Annotated in this window: 16 protein-coding genes; 8 read left to right on the top strand and 8 right to left on the bottom strand. The window is 70.5% G+C overall.

Features of this window, described 5'->3' with window-relative positions; genetic code table 11:
- Positions 1–303: 303 nt before the first annotated feature.
- A complete protein-coding gene (locus KPL78_RS11785) occupies positions 304–879 on the bottom strand; it encodes a TetR/AcrR family transcriptional regulator (RefSeq protein WP_219763122.1) in 576 nt (191 codons plus the stop codon).
- A 117-nt stretch (positions 880–996) separates the two neighbouring features.
- On the opposite strand from KPL78_RS11785, the gene KPL78_RS30180 reads away from it, so the two are divergent.
- The 4 genes from KPL78_RS30180 to KPL78_RS11770 all read left to right on the top strand — a co-directional run bounded on the left by KPL78_RS30180 (position 997) and on the right by KPL78_RS11770 (position 4,497).
- The gene (locus KPL78_RS30180; RefSeq protein ID WP_255568870.1) at positions 997–1,122 is read left to right on the top strand and encodes a hypothetical protein; all 126 of its coding nucleotides are present in this window, start codon (positions 997–999) and stop codon (positions 1,120–1,122) included.
- Between the two features lie 23 nt (positions 1,123–1,145).
- Positions 1,146–1,958 carry an SDR family NAD(P)-dependent oxidoreductase gene (locus tag KPL78_RS11780; RefSeq protein ID WP_219763121.1) on the top strand — a complete coding sequence of 271 codons (813 nt, stop codon included), beginning with the start codon at positions 1,146–1,148 and terminating at the stop codon, positions 1,956–1,958.
- Positions 1,959–1,977: 19 nt separating this feature from the next.
- Complete coding sequence (locus KPL78_RS11775) at positions 1,978–3,162, top strand: thiolase family protein (protein WP_369412738.1); 1,185 nt, start codon at positions 1,978–1,980, stop codon at positions 3,160–3,162.
- Between the two features lie 429 nt (positions 3,163–3,591).
- Complete coding sequence (locus KPL78_RS11770) at positions 3,592–4,497, top strand: DMT family transporter (RefSeq protein ID WP_219763119.1); 906 nt, start codon at positions 3,592–3,594, stop codon at positions 4,495–4,497.
- On the opposite strand, the gene KPL78_RS11765 is transcribed toward KPL78_RS11770, so the two are convergent.
- From KPL78_RS11765 to KPL78_RS11755, 3 genes are all read right to left on the bottom strand, one after another.
- The gene (locus tag KPL78_RS11765) at positions 4,470–5,276 is read right to left on the bottom strand and encodes a GNAT family N-acetyltransferase (RefSeq protein ID WP_369412737.1); all 807 of its coding nucleotides are present in this window, start codon (positions 5,274–5,276) and stop codon (positions 4,470–4,472) included. The two genes, KPL78_RS11770 and KPL78_RS11765, sit on opposite strands and share 28 nt — an antisense overlap.
- On the bottom strand, positions 5,273–5,773 hold the full coding sequence (locus KPL78_RS11760) for a Fur family transcriptional regulator (protein WP_219763118.1): 501 nt from the start codon (positions 5,771–5,773) through the stop codon (positions 5,273–5,275). Before KPL78_RS11760 ends, KPL78_RS11765 begins: the two co-directional genes overlap by 4 nt.
- 131 nt (positions 5,774–5,904) lie before the next feature.
- Entirely contained in the window at positions 5,905–6,333 is a 429-nt protein-coding gene (locus KPL78_RS11755; protein ID WP_219763117.1) for a Ros/MucR family transcriptional regulator, read from the bottom strand.
- A gap of 105 nt (positions 6,334–6,438) precedes the next feature.
- Here KPL78_RS11755 and KPL78_RS11750 point away from each other — a divergent pair, with 105 nt between their 5' ends.
- On the top strand, positions 6,439–6,684 hold the full coding sequence (locus tag KPL78_RS11750; RefSeq protein ID WP_219763165.1) for a sulfurtransferase TusA family protein: 246 nt from the start codon (positions 6,439–6,441) through the stop codon (positions 6,682–6,684).
- Here KPL78_RS11750 and KPL78_RS11745 read toward each other — a convergent pair.
- Both KPL78_RS11745 and tsaB read right to left on the bottom strand, forming a co-directional pair.
- Complete coding sequence (locus tag KPL78_RS11745; RefSeq protein WP_219763116.1) at positions 6,653–7,117, bottom strand: GNAT family N-acetyltransferase; 465 nt, start codon at positions 7,115–7,117, stop codon at positions 6,653–6,655. The genes KPL78_RS11750 and KPL78_RS11745 overlap by 32 nt on opposite strands.
- A complete protein-coding gene (tsaB, locus tag KPL78_RS11740; RefSeq protein WP_219763115.1) occupies positions 7,114–7,770 on the bottom strand; it encodes a tRNA (adenosine(37)-N6)-threonylcarbamoyltransferase complex dimerization subunit type 1 TsaB in 657 nt (218 codons plus the stop codon). The genes KPL78_RS11745 and tsaB overlap by 4 nt, the downstream gene beginning before the upstream one ends.
- A gap of 157 nt (positions 7,771–7,927) precedes the next feature.
- On the opposite strand from tsaB, the gene KPL78_RS11735 reads away from it, so the two are divergent.
- Together KPL78_RS11735 and KPL78_RS11730 are read left to right on the top strand one after the other, a co-directional pair.
- Positions 7,928–8,896, top strand: a complete 969-nt coding sequence (locus KPL78_RS11735) for a tripartite tricarboxylate transporter substrate binding protein (protein ID WP_219763114.1) — start codon at positions 7,928–7,930, stop codon at positions 8,894–8,896.
- A gap of 425 nt (positions 8,897–9,321) precedes the next feature.
- Positions 9,322–10,266, top strand: coding sequence for a hypothetical protein (locus KPL78_RS11730; RefSeq protein ID WP_219763113.1), 945 nt, complete (start codon positions 9,322–9,324; stop codon positions 10,264–10,266).
- A 150-nt stretch (positions 10,267–10,416) separates the two neighbouring features.
- Here the strand turns inward: KPL78_RS11730 and KPL78_RS11725 are convergent, their stop codons facing one another.
- Both KPL78_RS11725 and aroB read right to left on the bottom strand, forming a co-directional pair.
- The gene (locus tag KPL78_RS11725; protein ID WP_219763112.1) at positions 10,417–10,986 is read right to left on the bottom strand and encodes a DUF2889 domain-containing protein; all 570 of its coding nucleotides are present in this window, start codon (positions 10,984–10,986) and stop codon (positions 10,417–10,419) included.
- 94 nt (positions 10,987–11,080) lie between these two features.
- Positions 11,081–12,778, bottom strand: coding sequence for a 3-dehydroquinate synthase (gene aroB, locus KPL78_RS11720; protein ID WP_369412736.1), 1,698 nt, complete (start codon positions 12,776–12,778; stop codon positions 11,081–11,083).
- Positions 12,779–12,919: 141 nt separating this feature from the next.
- Here aroB and KPL78_RS11715 point away from each other — a divergent pair, with 141 nt between their 5' ends.
- Positions 12,920–13,069: a hypothetical protein gene (locus KPL78_RS11715; RefSeq protein WP_219763111.1), complete on the top strand. Its 150-nt coding sequence runs from the start codon at positions 12,920–12,922 to the stop codon at positions 13,067–13,069.
- Positions 13,070–13,153: the final 84 nt, after the last annotated feature.

The raw sequence follows: 13,153 nt of genomic DNA, 5'->3' as shown, positions 1-13,153 counted from the left end.
AGCGGGCGGGCGGGCGGACGCGGCGGGGGAGGTTCTTTGGCCATGCCAGATTATGGCCCGATTCGCCCTGCCCGTAACAGCCGGGCAGGTATGCGTGGGGCAGGCCGATTTCGCGGCCGTGCGTCGAGGGCCAAAACTCATGTAATGCTCAGGCTCTGAGGGGGCTCTTAGAGGGCGTTGAATGGATATCTAAAAGGGGTCCGGAACCTTGTGACAGAATTTCCGGAACGTTGTGGCTCGCTACAGTGGCCTTTGCTGGGGAGAGTTCGAGAGGGGCAAAGCCCCTCTCGGTTCCCACACCGCCTAAGCTTCGACGCCCTCTGCCGTAAGGGCTGTCCTCGTCGCCGCCAGGATCCGGTCCGACAGCGCAGGGTCGTCCACGGCGCGCGCGAGGATCAGCGCGCCGACCATGGCGGAGAGCAGGGCGAGGGCGCGGTCCTCAGACGCCTGTCGCCGCCGGCCCGGCAGCAGCATCGCCAGGCGTTTCGCCGCCATGCGGATGCCCCCCGTGAAGACCTCGCGCAGCGCCGGACCCTGGCGTGCGACATCGCAGCCCAGCGCGGCGAAGGCGCAGCCCTTGCCCGGGCGGTCGCGATGCGCCGGGGAGAGGTAGTTCGCGACGATGCCGGCCAGGGCCTCCGGGCCGGCATCGTCCGGGATGCGCGCGAGGGCCGTGCCGGCCATGGCCGCTTCCAGCGCTTCCGCCGCCAGGCGCTCCTTCGATCCGAACTGGCTGTAGAGACTGCCATGGGTCAGGCCGGCCGCCTCGGTCAGCGCATCCACGCCGACGCCTGACAGGCCGCGCTCGCGGAACAGCCGCGCGGCTTCGGTCAGGATGCGGGCCCGGTTCTCGGCAGCCTGTTCCTTCGAAACGCGCACCGTTGCGACCTCCTTTGTCCGATCTGTGCTCCTTGACAGATTTGATGACGATCGCAATCTCAATCAATGATGGCGATCGTCATCAAAAACAAATCCCTGCTGCGGAGCCCTGCTGCGATGCGGATCCCTTTCCTCGGTGCCGGCGACCGACGCATGGCGGATGGCGGGATCGTCGCGCCACTGCCCCGCGCCGCACAGGGCCGGGTGCGGGTCCTCATCTCCCGCGCCGCGGCGCGCGGGTGAAACCCCCCGAACGGAGATCTCCCATGTCCTCATCCCCTACCATCGGAACGGCGCTCGTCACGGGCGCGTCGTCCGGCATCGGCGCGGTCTATGCCGATCGTCTGGCGCGGCGCGGCCACGACCTGCTGCTGGTCGCCCGCAATGCGGCACGTCTCGAGGAGTTGGCGGTGCGCCTGCGCGCCGAGACCGGGCGCGCGGTCGAGATCCTGCCTGCCGACCTCCAGCAGCCCGCCGATGTGGCGCGCGTCGCGCAGCGCCTGCGCGAGGATGCGCGCATCCGCCTGCTGGTGAACAACGCCGGCGTGGCCGTGGCGGGATCGGCGACGGCGGCCGATCCCGCACGGCTCGACGCGATGGTGCAGCTCAACACGGTGGCGGCGATGCGCCTCGCCGTCGCGGCGGGGGCGGCGTTCAAGGCACGCGGCGGTGGGGTGCTGGTGAATATCGCCTCGGTGCTCGGACTGGCGCCCGAGATGTTCAACGCCGTCTATGCGGCGACCAAGGCCTTCATGCTGGTACTGTCGCAGGGCCTCGCGGCCGAGCTGCGCGACAGCGGCGTGCGCGTGCAGGCCGTGCTGCCCGGCGCGACCCGGACCGCGATCTGGGAAGGCGCCGGCACCAGCGTCGACGCCCTGCCTCCCGAGATGGTGATGGAGGTGGATGAAATGGTAGATGCTGCCCTCGCCGGTCTGGACGCAGGGGAACTGGTGACCATTCCTTCCTTGCCCGATGTCGGCGACTGGTCGAAGCTCGATGCGGCGCGGCTCGCGCTGGGTCCCAACCTGTCGCGCAACCGTGCCGCCGACCGCTACCGTGCCGGCGCGCGGGCGGCGTGAGGACGGGGAGGAGGACATCGTGACCGCTCAGGACATCCTGATCTGCAACCCCGTTCGCACGGCGATAGGGGCCTATAGCGGCACGCTGAAGGGCGTGCCGGCGACCGAACTCGGCGCCGCCGTGGTGCGCGAGACCCTGGCGCGCAGTGGTCTCGCGCCGGAGGCGATCGGCGGCGTGATCCTCGGCAATGTTATCCAGGCCGGCAACCGGATGAACCCGGCGCGCCAGGCGGCGATCGGCGGCGGCCTGCCGGTGAGCGTGCCGGCCATGACGGTGAACCGCGTCTGTGGGTCCGGTGCGCAGGCCGTCGTCACTGCCGCGCAGGAGATCCTCGCCGGTCAGTACGACGTCGCCATCGCCGGCGGCATGGAGAACATGGATCGCGCGCCCTACCTGCTCGACAACGGGCGCTGGGGCTATCGCATGGGTCCGGCCGAGATCCATGACAGCATGCTGCGGGACGGGCTGAACGACGCCTTCTCCGACAAGCATTCCGGTTGGCACACCGAGGACCTGGTGACCAAGGCGCAGTTGACGCGGGAAGCGCAGGATCGCTTCGCCGCAAGGTCCCAGCAGCGCTTCGCCGCGGCGCAGGCGGCGGGGCGCTTCGAGGCGGAGATCGTCCCGATCACGGTGAAGGGCCGCAAGGGCGACGAATCCCTCGCGCGCGACGAGGCGCCGCGCCCCGATACGACGGTCGAGGGCCTGGCGCGGCTGCGCCCGGCCTTCCGGCCGGAGGGCACCATCACCGCCGGCAATTCGCCGGGGCTGAACAGTGGCGCGGCGGCGATGGTGGTCGCCAGCCGCGCCTTCGCCGAGGCCCGTGGCCTGACGCCGAGCGCGCGGCTCGTCGCCTATGGTGTTGCGGCGGTGGAACCCGGGTTGTTCGGCCTGGGCCCGGTGCCGGCCGTTCGCCGCGCGCTGGACCGCGCGGGCTGGAGCATCGGCGACCTCGAACGCATCGAGATCAACGAGGCCTTCGCCGCGGTGCCGCTGGCCGTGGTGCAGGAACTCGGCCTGCCGGAGGACATCGTCAATCCCGAAGGCGGGGCCATCGCGCACGGCCATCCGATCGGTGCGACCGGCGCGGTGCTCGTCACGCGCCTGCTGCATGCGATGAAGCGGGACGGGCTGCGCCGCGGCATGGTCACGCTGTGCATCGGGGGCGGACAAGGCATCGCGCTGGCCCTGGAGGCAGCCTGAGCTGGCGGGGTTTGTTCGCGCCACCACGTCAGCGAAGGCTGCGGGGCCCTCCTGACGACTGGCCTGCTCTCCGCGGCTGAGTTGGAGGGGCTTTGCCCCTCCAAACCACCTCACCAAAGGCCACAGGTCCTTTGGGAACCTTTACTTGGCGCCGTGCGCCGTCGGCAGAGCCTGCGCCGAAACCCGCCCCTGCGCCCGCAAGGCGCTCGGCGGAGAGCGGCATGCCTTTTCTGCCGGGCGCCAGGTGTCTGCGTTCCAGGTGCTCCGAGCACTTGGCGGGGTGGCTCAGAGGGAGAGCGCCTGTCCAACTGCCACAGCGTCAGCATCCGGATCGGATGACCCCGAGAGCAGCCAGATGCCCTCCCGGTCGGACGCACGGCCGCAACGCCCGGACTGTCCTTCGTCGTGGCTACGCGCGATCACCGTGCCATGTCCGCCCTTGCCTGGTCCTTCCTTCTCGCCCTGTCCGTCCTTTGGGGCGGCTCCTTCTTCTTCGTCGGCGTCGCCGTGGCGGAGATCCCGCCGCTCACCCTGGTTGCGCTGCGCGTCGCGTTGGCCGCGGGCCTGCTTTGGCTGGCCCTGCCGCTGCTTGGTGTCGCCGCGCCGCGCGGAGCGCCGGCGTGGCGGGCCATTGGGATCATGGCGCTGCTGAACAACGTCGTACCGTTCAGCCTGATCGTCTGGGCGCAGCAGACGCTGCCCTCGGGCCTGGCCTCGATCCTGAATGCGACGACGCCGCTCTGGACAGTGCTGGTCGCCCATGTCGTGACCGTCGAGGAAAGGGTGACACCGGGAAAGATCGCCGGGGTGCTGCTCGGCTTCGCCGGCGTAGCGGCGATGATGGGGCCGGCCATCCTGACCGGCGCGACGGTGGCCGGGCCGGCGACGGCGGCGATGCTCGCGGCGACCTTCTCCTATGCCTGCGCCGGCGTCTTCGGGCGGCGCTTCCGTGCGATCGGCGTCGCGCCGATGCAGGCGGCGCTCGGCCAGGTGACGGCATCGACGCTGATGATGGCGCCGCTAGCCCTGCTGATCGACCGGCCCTGGGGGCTGGCGATGCCGTCGGGCGCTACCATCGGCGCCGTGCTGGGCCTCGCGGGGCTGTCCACCGCGGCGGCCTACGTCCTGTACTTCCGCATCCTGGCGCTGGCCGGGGCGGTGAACCTGCTGCTGGTCACCTTCCTGATCCCGGTCAGCGCCATCCTGCTCGGCACCCTCGTGCTGCATGAGGCGCTGGAACCGCGCCATCTGCTGGGCATGGCGCTGATCGGCCTGGGGCTCGCGGCGATCGACGGGCGGCCGCTGGCCTATGCGTCGCGCAGCTTCCGTTCGTAGTGCTTGGCGTATTTGCCGGTGATCAGCTCGGTCTTTACCAGCACCGCGACGTCGGTGGTGTTGAACTGCTCATCGATCACGGCGCCGTCGCCGACGAAGCCGCCCAGGCGCAGATAGCCCTTCACCAGCGGCGGCAGGTCGATGAGCGTCCCCTTCACGTCGATCGTCGCCGGATCCTTGCGCAGCATCTCGACATAACGTTCGGGCAGCGCACGGGGGCGGATGTCCTCCGGCGCCATGTGGTTCGCGGCGAGGTAGGTGAGCTGGTCCGCGAGCGCATCGAGATCGGTGCCCGGCAGCGAGGCGCAGCCGAAGAGGATCGCGATGCGATGCCGGAACACATAGGCCGCGATGCCTGCCCACATGAGCTGCAGCGCCGCCCGGGTGCGATAGGCGGGATCGACGCAGGACCGACCGCATTCGACGATCTCGCCCTCGACGGCGACGATGCGGGAGATGTCGTATTCCGACGCCGAATACCAGCGCCCCAGCCGTGCGGCGGCGGCCCGGCGGATCAGGCGATAGGACCCGACGACCGATTCGGCACCCTCGCCGCGGTCATGGTCGACCACCAGCAGATGCTCGGCGACGGCGTCGAATTCGTCGCGGTCGCGCTGCGTCGCCGTGGTCTCGGCATCGGCATGGGCGCCCATCTCGCCATAGAAGACGCGATAGCGCAGCGCCTGGCTGGCATCGACCTCGGCCTGGTCCCTGGCAAGACGCACGCCGAGATTGCCGGCACGCAGTTCCCCGAAGTCGGGGTCATCCTGATCGGTCACGATTCGCGTCCGGGCTTCCGGCGCTTGCCCGGGGCCTCGGCCTCGACGGGTTCGGCGCGGCGGCCGAAAAGCTCAAGCCTCTGTCCGACCAGCACGAAGCCGAGGCGGCGGGCCATGATCCGGGCCAGTTCCTCGAACTCCTCGTCGGCGAATTCGATGACCTTGCCGGTATCGACGTCGATCAGATGGTGGTGATGGCCGCGATCGGCCGGATCGTAGCGGGCGCGGCCGCCGCCGAAGTCGCGGCGTTCGAGGATCCCCTTCTCCTCGAGCAGGCGGACGGTCCGATAGACGGTCGCGATCGACACCTTGTTATCGAGTGCGAGTGCGCGGCGGTACACGTCCTCGACATCCGGATGGTCCTCAGCCTCGCTCAGCACGCGCGCGATCAGCCGGCGCTGGCCGGTCATCTTCAGTCCACGCTCGATGCAGAGTTGCTCGATGCGCGACGGGGCGCGGTCCTGGGCGGGCGGGCGGGCCTGGATGCGGGTCTCCATGCGGTGGTCGGTATCCCGGAACGGTCACGCGCCACAAGTCGGCGCAGCGGGAACGATAGTCCCCGCCGCCCTGTCAGGCCACTGCCAAGGCGCCTATCGCCCCGATAGTCGCACGCGACATCTGCGGCCGCTCAGCCCTTCGACTTGCCCGCGCGCGCACGCGGCGTCGTGCCGAGGCCGATCTTCTTCGCGAGCGAGGAGCGGTGTTTGGCGTAGTCCGGCGCCACCATCGGGTAGTCCGGCGGCAGACCCCAGCGCTCACGATACTGCTCCGGCGACAGGTTGTAGGCTGTCTTCAGATGCCGCTTCAGCATCTTCAGCTTCTTCCCGTCCTCGAGGCAGATCAGATAGCCCGGCGTGATCGACTTTTTGACCGGCACGGCGGGCTGCGGACGTTCGGGCTCAGGCGCGGGACGGCTGCCGACGCCGGAGAGCGTGCGGAAGACCTCCTGGATCAGCCCCGGCAGTTCCGCAGCGGGAACCGGGTTGTGCGAGACATGGGCAGAAACGATCTGAGCTGTCAGTCCCAGCAGTTCGCCCTGCGTGTTCGATTCGGCCACTTTACAAGCCCCCTGTAACCCTAGCGTCAACGCTTCTACCGTTGGTCGCTAGGCCCTGCAATTCCTAGTGGAGTGAAATCGGTGACACATGCAATTTCTCCATCAATGGTCGAAGAAATAAGCGTCAATTCCACCTTGGACATTCAAAATGAGACTTGTCCCATGACCTTCGTACGGGTGCGGTTGGCACTGGACCGGATGCCGCCGGGGACGGTGCTGGAAGTGCTGTTGCGTGGCGAGGAACCGCGCCGAAATGTTCCACGCACAGCCGAAGAACAGGGTCACACAATATTGGCTATGACTGATGAAGCAGGCGGAATCATGCGTCTGCTTCTGCGTCGGGGCGGATGACCGGCAGGCGCAATACCAGCGCGTCGCCGCCATCAGGGTAGTAGCGTCGCCGCCGCCCGGCTTCGACAGCACCCAGGCCCGCATAGAGTGCCCGCCCCGCGACGTTCGATTCGGCGACCTCGAGAAAGAGTTCCGTCGCGCCCAGCCCGCTCACCTCGGCCAGCAGAGCGCCCATCAGAGCGCGACCGAGGCCGCCGCGCCGCGCCTCCGGACGGACAGCCAGGGTCAGGACTTCGGCTTCCCCTGCCGCCGCACGCCCCATGACGAAACCAACGGGCGCATCGTCGTTGGCGGCCAGCAGCGCGACATGCCCCGGCAGGTCGAGCAGCAGACCGATCGCCTCCGCACCCCAGCGTTGGGCCGGGGGGAAGGCCTCCGCATGCAGCAGGGCGAGGAGCGGGGCGGCCTCGGCGCCGACACGGCGGATTGTCATGCCGGGGCCGTGACGGCCGGGGGCTCGGCGTAGAGCGGCGCGGCCCCGCGCGGCGGCAGCATACCGGCCAGACGCCGCACGGCGACCTGCGCGACGGCTTCGGCATGGGGTAGGCCGGGATGGGCCTCGGCCGCGTCGCCGCGGGCGCGCAACAGCCCGGCCACGACCTCCGCCGCATCTCCCAACACCAGGACCGGGCCGGCGGCGGCCGGCAGCGCGTCGAGAGGCGCAACCACCGGTGGCCCGGGGCTGGCCGCGCCGGCGGGGAAGACCTCGATCACTGCGCGGCCGCGGCGATTGTCGATCGCGGCCCAGAGCGTCCGGCCCGCCCGCAACGCATCCGGCAGGGCGGCGGCGAGCGCCTCGCCCGTCGTCACGCCGACCAGCGGGCGGCCGGCGCCGTGCGCCAGGCCCTCGGCCAGGGCGATGGCCGCCCGCAGGCCGGTGAAACCGCCCGGCCCGACCCCGACCGCCACGGCATCGAGCGCGGCAGCGGTGATCCCGGCGTCGCTCAGCACCTCCGCGACGAAGCGCGGCAGCAGGGCGGGGTGGCCGCGCGCAGCTTCAGCCTGGCGCAGGGCAAGACACGCGTCGCCATCCAGCAGGGCGACGGAGCAGCGCGCGAGCGCGCCCTCGATGCCGAGAATCCTCATGTGGGAGGCTCTAGATCAGATCGCGCCGGGCTGAAATCCGCCAGGCGCGTGAAAGCGCGCGCGGGGAGGGGGATCCGGAGCGCAAGCGGCGCTTCCCTGCCCAGGCGCCATGCGCGCAAGATGCGCGCAACGACAGGATTCCAGGAGAGGAAACCCCATGAGCATCACCCGCCGCGCCCTCGGCGCCGGGGCGCTGAGCGCGCCTGTCCTCCTCGCTGCCGGCGCTGCCCGTGCGCAGGGCGCCTGGCCCAGCCGCGCTGTCCGCATCGTCGTGCCCTACACGCCCGGCGGCGTCTCCGACATCACGGCACGGCTGATCGCGGATCCGCTATCCGCCATGTGGGGCCAGCCGGTGCCGGTGGAAAACCGGGCCGGGGCCGACGGCGTCATCGGCACCGAGGCTGTCGCACGCAGCCCGGCCGATGGCTATACGCTCGGCCTGGTGTCGGTCGGACATCCGGTCAATGCGGCCTTCTACCGGCTGCCCTTCGACACCATGCGCGACTTCACCTTCGTGACCCAGACCACATCGACCCCACTCGTGATCTGCGCGCCGCGCGCCTTCGCGCCCAACACCCCGGCCGAACTCGTCGACTACGCGAAGCGCAACCCGGGCGTGACCTTCGCGGGCACCGGCGGGGTGGTGCGGCTCGCCCCGGTGCTGTTCGCCCAGCGGACCGGCATCACGCTGGAATATGTGCCCTATCGCGGATCGACCCAGGCGCATCCGGACCTGATCGCCAACCGCGTGAACATCATGTTCGACACGGTCCCGGCTGCCCTGCCGCACATCCAGTCCGGTGCGCTGAAGGCCCTCGCGACCACCGGGGCGCAGCGCAGCCCGCAACTGCCCGATGTGCCGACCGTCGCCGAGACGCTGCTGCCGGGTTTCGAGGCCGCGACCTGGGGGATGGTCATCGCCCCCGCCAATGTGCCGCTGCCCGTGCTGGTCAAGCTCAATGCCGACATCCGTGCCGCGTTGCAGAACCCGACGGTGGTGGAGCGGCACCGGACGCTGGGGGCTGCGATCGTGTCCAACTCGCCCGACGAGATGCGCAGCTTCGTTCAGGCCGAAATGGAGAAATGGGGCGCGGCGGCTCGCTCGGCGGGGATCCAACCGCAGTAGTGCCGGCCGCCCATGTTGGGTGTGGTCGGTATTGGAGGGGTGCTGCGCCATGCGCACGACGATACGGGGCTGGCGGGCATCAAGAAGGCCTCTGCCCCCTCTCCGGATTCCGTCCCACCGGGCCACAACGTGGCCTGGACCGCCAACACCTGGTGCCGGGCGCAGCGCGTATGCCAGCTTTCCCACCGCCTTTCGTCCGCAAGTGCGCATGTCGCCCCTGATCTTGACCGTGGCGCAACGTACCAAGTGGCGGTTTCCAAAGGCCTTGGGCCTTTGGCGGGGTGGTTTGGAGCGGCGGAACCTTCCAACGGCGTCAGCGGAAGCCTGAGGGCGACCAGGAACCCTTGCCGGTCCCGAAGCGTCGCCGATGGATCTTTCGGCGTCGCGGCAAGAGTTCCTTCACTCCCGTTGCGCCAATTGGAGGCATGCTGAATTCGCCCAGCGCGATTGTGGAGGCGATCACCCGCCCCTGGGGCACGCAGGACAGTCTCCTGCGGCGCACCATCGCCAGCGGTGCCCGGCTGCTCCGCCCCGGGCGCGCGGCCGAGACGGCGGCGACGCGCGTGGAACCCGTCGTTCCGCCAGTCGCGGATTCGGCCGGCGCCGAGGCAAGCCGGGCGGCGGCACCGTTCGATCGCGCCATCTGGTCCAACCGTCTCTGGGGCGAGGGGATGACCTTGCCCGGCGGAGCGGAGGAGGTCCTGCGCCTGTCCGCCCTCCTGCCGCTCGCGCCCGAGCATACGCTGCTGCTCGCCGGACTCGGCGCGCGGGCGGCGGGCGGCGTGGTGTCCGGTGCGCGCGGCTGCTTCGTCGCTGCCCATGACCTGCTGCCGCCCGAGGCGCCGGGGCCGGGCCGCGGGTCTTCCCGCCGCGTAACCAGCGCGGCCCTGGCGCCGGAGGCACCGGATTTTCGCCTCGGCTATCACCACCATGCCCTGCTGCTGGAGCCTTTCCGCCGGGGCGGGGCCCCCGAAGGATTGCTGCGCGCGACCGCCGCCGCGCTGCGCGATGGTGGGGAGGTCGTGCTGCTCGACCTGGTGTCCTGCGACGACGCGCCGGAGTCTCGCTGGCTTCATGCCGAGGCGCGCAGGCCGCCTCCACCCGACGCCGCCTTGCCCGCCGCACTGGAACAGGCCGGATTCCGGATTCATGTCGTCGAGGATGCTGGGCCTCGCCAGCAACGTGCGGTGCTGCAGGGCTGGGCATCGCTGCTCGCCGCCCTGCGCAGCCAGGAGACCCGGCCAGCGCCGCGCGAGGCGGCCGCGCTGGTTCTCGAAGCGGAAGCCTGGCTGCTGCGTCTCCGGCTGTTGCGCGAAGGGCGGCTGCGGCTACTGCGGTGGCACGCGACGAAGCGGCGCACCGTGGTGTAACCGCAATCAAGGGCGGCGTGCTCATGGCAGGGACCGTCGGACCCCGGCCGGGGCTGACGGCGCGGTCGCCGAAGCTCGGGGGGGGGCTATCCCGTCACCTTATCGGCGACGCTGGCCCTCGGGCAGGGCACGCCTGTCCTGCCCTGCCGTTCAATCGGCGGCGGCATCCTGCGCCAGCCAGGGCCAGCGCATCTTCACCACGGGGCTCGACGGTTCATAGGCGAGGCAGGTGCCGATGATCCGCGGCTTTTCACGGATTCCGGTCGTCTTCTCGCGTGCCAGTTCCTTCGCCCGCCGCACCGGATACAGCGTCTGGTAGGCGACGGTCGCCATCTGGGCCAGCATCTCGCGCAGATGAGTGCAGCCGACCACGCCGCCGACGCGCTCATTCACCGCACGATTGAAGCCCGGCCCGATCTTCACGCCGGCCAGCCGCGCGAAGTTCGGCGCCGCCTGGGGGCAGATGGCATAGGGCGTGTGATCGGAGGCCGCCTCGCAGTGCCGGATCACCAGATCCTCGTCGATCGTCAGGCGAAGCCACATGCCATGCAGCGGCGTGCCGGGCTCGAGCCAGCCCTTCTCCTCGTTCTCGAAGCCGTAGGATTTGGTGTCGAGCAGATGCCCCTCGATGTCGAACAGCCCATCGGCGCGGCGGTAGCCGTGCATGTCGATCTGGCGACGGTGCATGGGTTCGCGGTCGGCGGGGGCGGAAAGCGGCATGGGAACGATCCGGGACGTTGATGGCGCGCAACGCGTTCGCGGCAGCGCAGCATAGGCATCGCCGACGCTTGGCCGCAAACGCGCCAGGCGCGGATCAGCCCAGCGCACCCTCGTCGCGCAGCAGCGCGGTGACCGCCTCGGCCGGGACATCCCCGGTGGTGAAGACGTCGCCCGGTGCGCGCATGAGCACGAAGCGCATGCGCCCGTCGCGGTTCTTTTTGTCCTTGGCCATGCGGCCCATCAGGGCGTCCACGGTGAAGCGCCGCGGCAGGTCGCCGATACGCGCCGGCAGCCCGACCGCGGCCAGGTGCGCGATGACCCGGGATGGCCATTCCTGGCTGCAATGCCCGAGGCGCGCGGACAGCGAGGCCGCGAGACCCAGCCCCACCGCGACGCCTTCGCCATGCAGCAGGGTGCCGTCGAAGCCGGCCTCGGCTTCCAGCGCATGGCCGAAGGTATGGCCGAGATTGAGCAGGGCGCGGCCGCCCTCCGCACTCTCCTCGCGCTCATCGGCCGCGACCACCGCGGCCTTCAGCCGGCAGGATTCGAGCACGGCATGGGTCAGGGCGGCCCGGTCGCCGGCGACGGCATCGGCGCCATGGGTCTCGCACCAGTCCCACAGCGGGCCCTGGAGCAGGCCGTGCTTCGCGACCTCGGCGTAGCCGGCACGCAATTCGCGGGGGGGCAGGGTGCCCAGGGTGTCGGTGTCGGCCAGCACGATGCGGGGCTGGTGGAAGGCGCCGGCCAAGTTCTTCCCGGCGCGCAGGTTCACGCCGGTCTTGCCGCCCACCGAGGAATCCACCTGCGCCAGCAGCGTCGTCGGCACCTGCACGAAGGGCACGCCGCGCATGGCGACCGCCGCGGCGAAGCCGGCGAGGTCCCCCACCACGCCGCCACCCAGCGCGACCACGGCTGTCCGGCGATCCAGGCCGGCGGCGAGCATGCCCTCCAGCACCTCCTGCAACCGGCTGAAATCCTTCGAGGATTCGCCGGGCGGCACGGTGATCTCGGCGACCACCCGGAAATCCGCGCCCAGCAGACCGGCGCGCAGCGCGGGCAAGTGCAGCGGCGCGACGGCGGCGTCGCTGATGATCACCACGCGCCGCGCCGGCAGCACCGGGGCGATCAGCCCGCCGGCGCGCGCCAGCAGGCCCGCACCGATCACGACCTCATAGGCCCGGTCGCCCAGCCCCACCGGCAGGCGCTGCGGGCGTACGGCCTCATCCACCGCATCCTGGACGCGGCGGGTGGTCGTCTCGGGGCTTTCATCGGTGCAGTGAACGGTCACATCGGCCTCGGCATAGAAAGGGTGGCGCGCCGTCATCAGGCGCTGCAGCACCTCGGCAGGGTCGGCGTTGAGGAACATCGGCCGGTGTTCCCGCCCCGCGACACGGCGCAGCAGGGTGGGCAACTCGCAGTGCAGCCAGATGGTGACGGCGCCGGACCGCTTGATCGCCGCCCGCGTCGCCGCATCGGCGAAGGCGCCGCCGCCGGTGGCCAGCACGACCGGCGGTCCGGCCAGCAGGCGGGAGATCACCCGGCGCTCGCCATCGCGGAAATGCGGCTCACCATAGCGTGAGAAGATCTCCGTGATGGGCATGCCTGCGGCCGATTCGATCTCGGCATCCGCATCGCGGAAGGGCAGGCCGAGTCGCGCCGCCAGCCGCCGCCCGATGGCGGTCTTGCCCGCGCCGGGCATGCCGACCAGGACCAGGGCCCGCGACGAGGCGGCCTCCGACGGGCCATCGGGAAGGGTTTCGGGGGGCAGATCGAGGGCGGAGTTGCGCGACACGGGGCCGGAGGCTAGAGCAATATCGGTCCGGATGAAATCGTCCTGTCCGATTTCAGGCCACGGAAAACGTCGATTCTTGAGCAGCTTATCACCGCTGCCCCGCTTCACCACCAGCCTTCCGCGAGGGAGCCGCCCCGCCCGATGTCCCGCAGCCCGTTCTTCGTCATCCTGCTGCTGGTCCTCGGGGCCGTCGTCGTGGGACTCCTCGCGCTGGGCGCCTTCCCACCCGGCGTCACGCCGCAGCCGGTCGAGCGCAGCCTGCCCAACGAGCGCTTCCAGTCGAGCCGCTGAGGGTCGGTTCGGAAGCACGCTGAGTGGCGTGTTTCCTGGTCCGGCTCCCGCCCGCGTCCCCCGCTCGGCCATCCATGTCAGCAT

It is taken from the genome of Roseomonas alba (assembly GCF_019430885.1).
Taxonomy (GTDB): Bacteria; Pseudomonadota; Alphaproteobacteria; order Acetobacterales; family Acetobacteraceae; genus Neoroseomonas; species Neoroseomonas alba.
Note: the sequence above shows the minus strand (reverse complement) of the source record. Positions and strands in the feature narration are given on the sequence as shown.

Excerpts from the sequence above, each read along its gene's own strand:
- KPL78_RS11730 (WP_219763113.1), top strand. The coding sequence starts at position 9,322 with ATGCTGAATTCGCCCAGCGCGATTGTGGAGGCGATCACCCGCCCCTGG.
- KPL78_RS11735 (WP_219763114.1), top strand. The coding sequence starts at position 7,928 with ATGAGCATCACCCGCCGCGCCCTCGGCGCCGGGGCGCTGAGCGCGCCT.
- KPL78_RS11760 (WP_219763118.1), bottom strand. The coding sequence starts at position 5,773 with ATGGAGACCCGCATCCAGGCCCGCCCGCCCGCCCAGGACCGCGCCCCG.
- KPL78_RS30180 (WP_255568870.1), top strand. The coding sequence starts at position 997 with ATGCGGATCCCTTTCCTCGGTGCCGGCGACCGACGCATGGCGGATGGC.
- KPL78_RS11780 (WP_219763121.1), top strand. The coding sequence starts at position 1,146 with ATGTCCTCATCCCCTACCATCGGAACGGCGCTCGTCACGGGCGCGTCG.
- KPL78_RS11725 (WP_219763112.1), bottom strand. The coding sequence starts at position 10,986 with ATGCCGCTTTCCGCCCCCGCCGACCGCGAACCCATGCACCGTCGCCAG.
- KPL78_RS11770 (WP_219763119.1), top strand. The coding sequence starts at position 3,592 with ATGTCCGCCCTTGCCTGGTCCTTCCTTCTCGCCCTGTCCGTCCTTTGG.
- tsaB (WP_219763115.1), bottom strand. The coding sequence starts at position 7,770 with ATGAGGATTCTCGGCATCGAGGGCGCGCTCGCGCGCTGCTCCGTCGCC.
- KPL78_RS11715 (WP_219763111.1), top strand. The coding sequence starts at position 12,920 with ATGTCCCGCAGCCCGTTCTTCGTCATCCTGCTGCTGGTCCTCGGGGCC.
- KPL78_RS11750 (WP_219763165.1), top strand. The coding sequence starts at position 6,439 with ATGGTCGAAGAAATAAGCGTCAATTCCACCTTGGACATTCAAAATGAG.
- KPL78_RS11745 (WP_219763116.1), bottom strand. The coding sequence starts at position 7,117 with ATGACAATCCGCCGTGTCGGCGCCGAGGCCGCCCCGCTCCTCGCCCTG.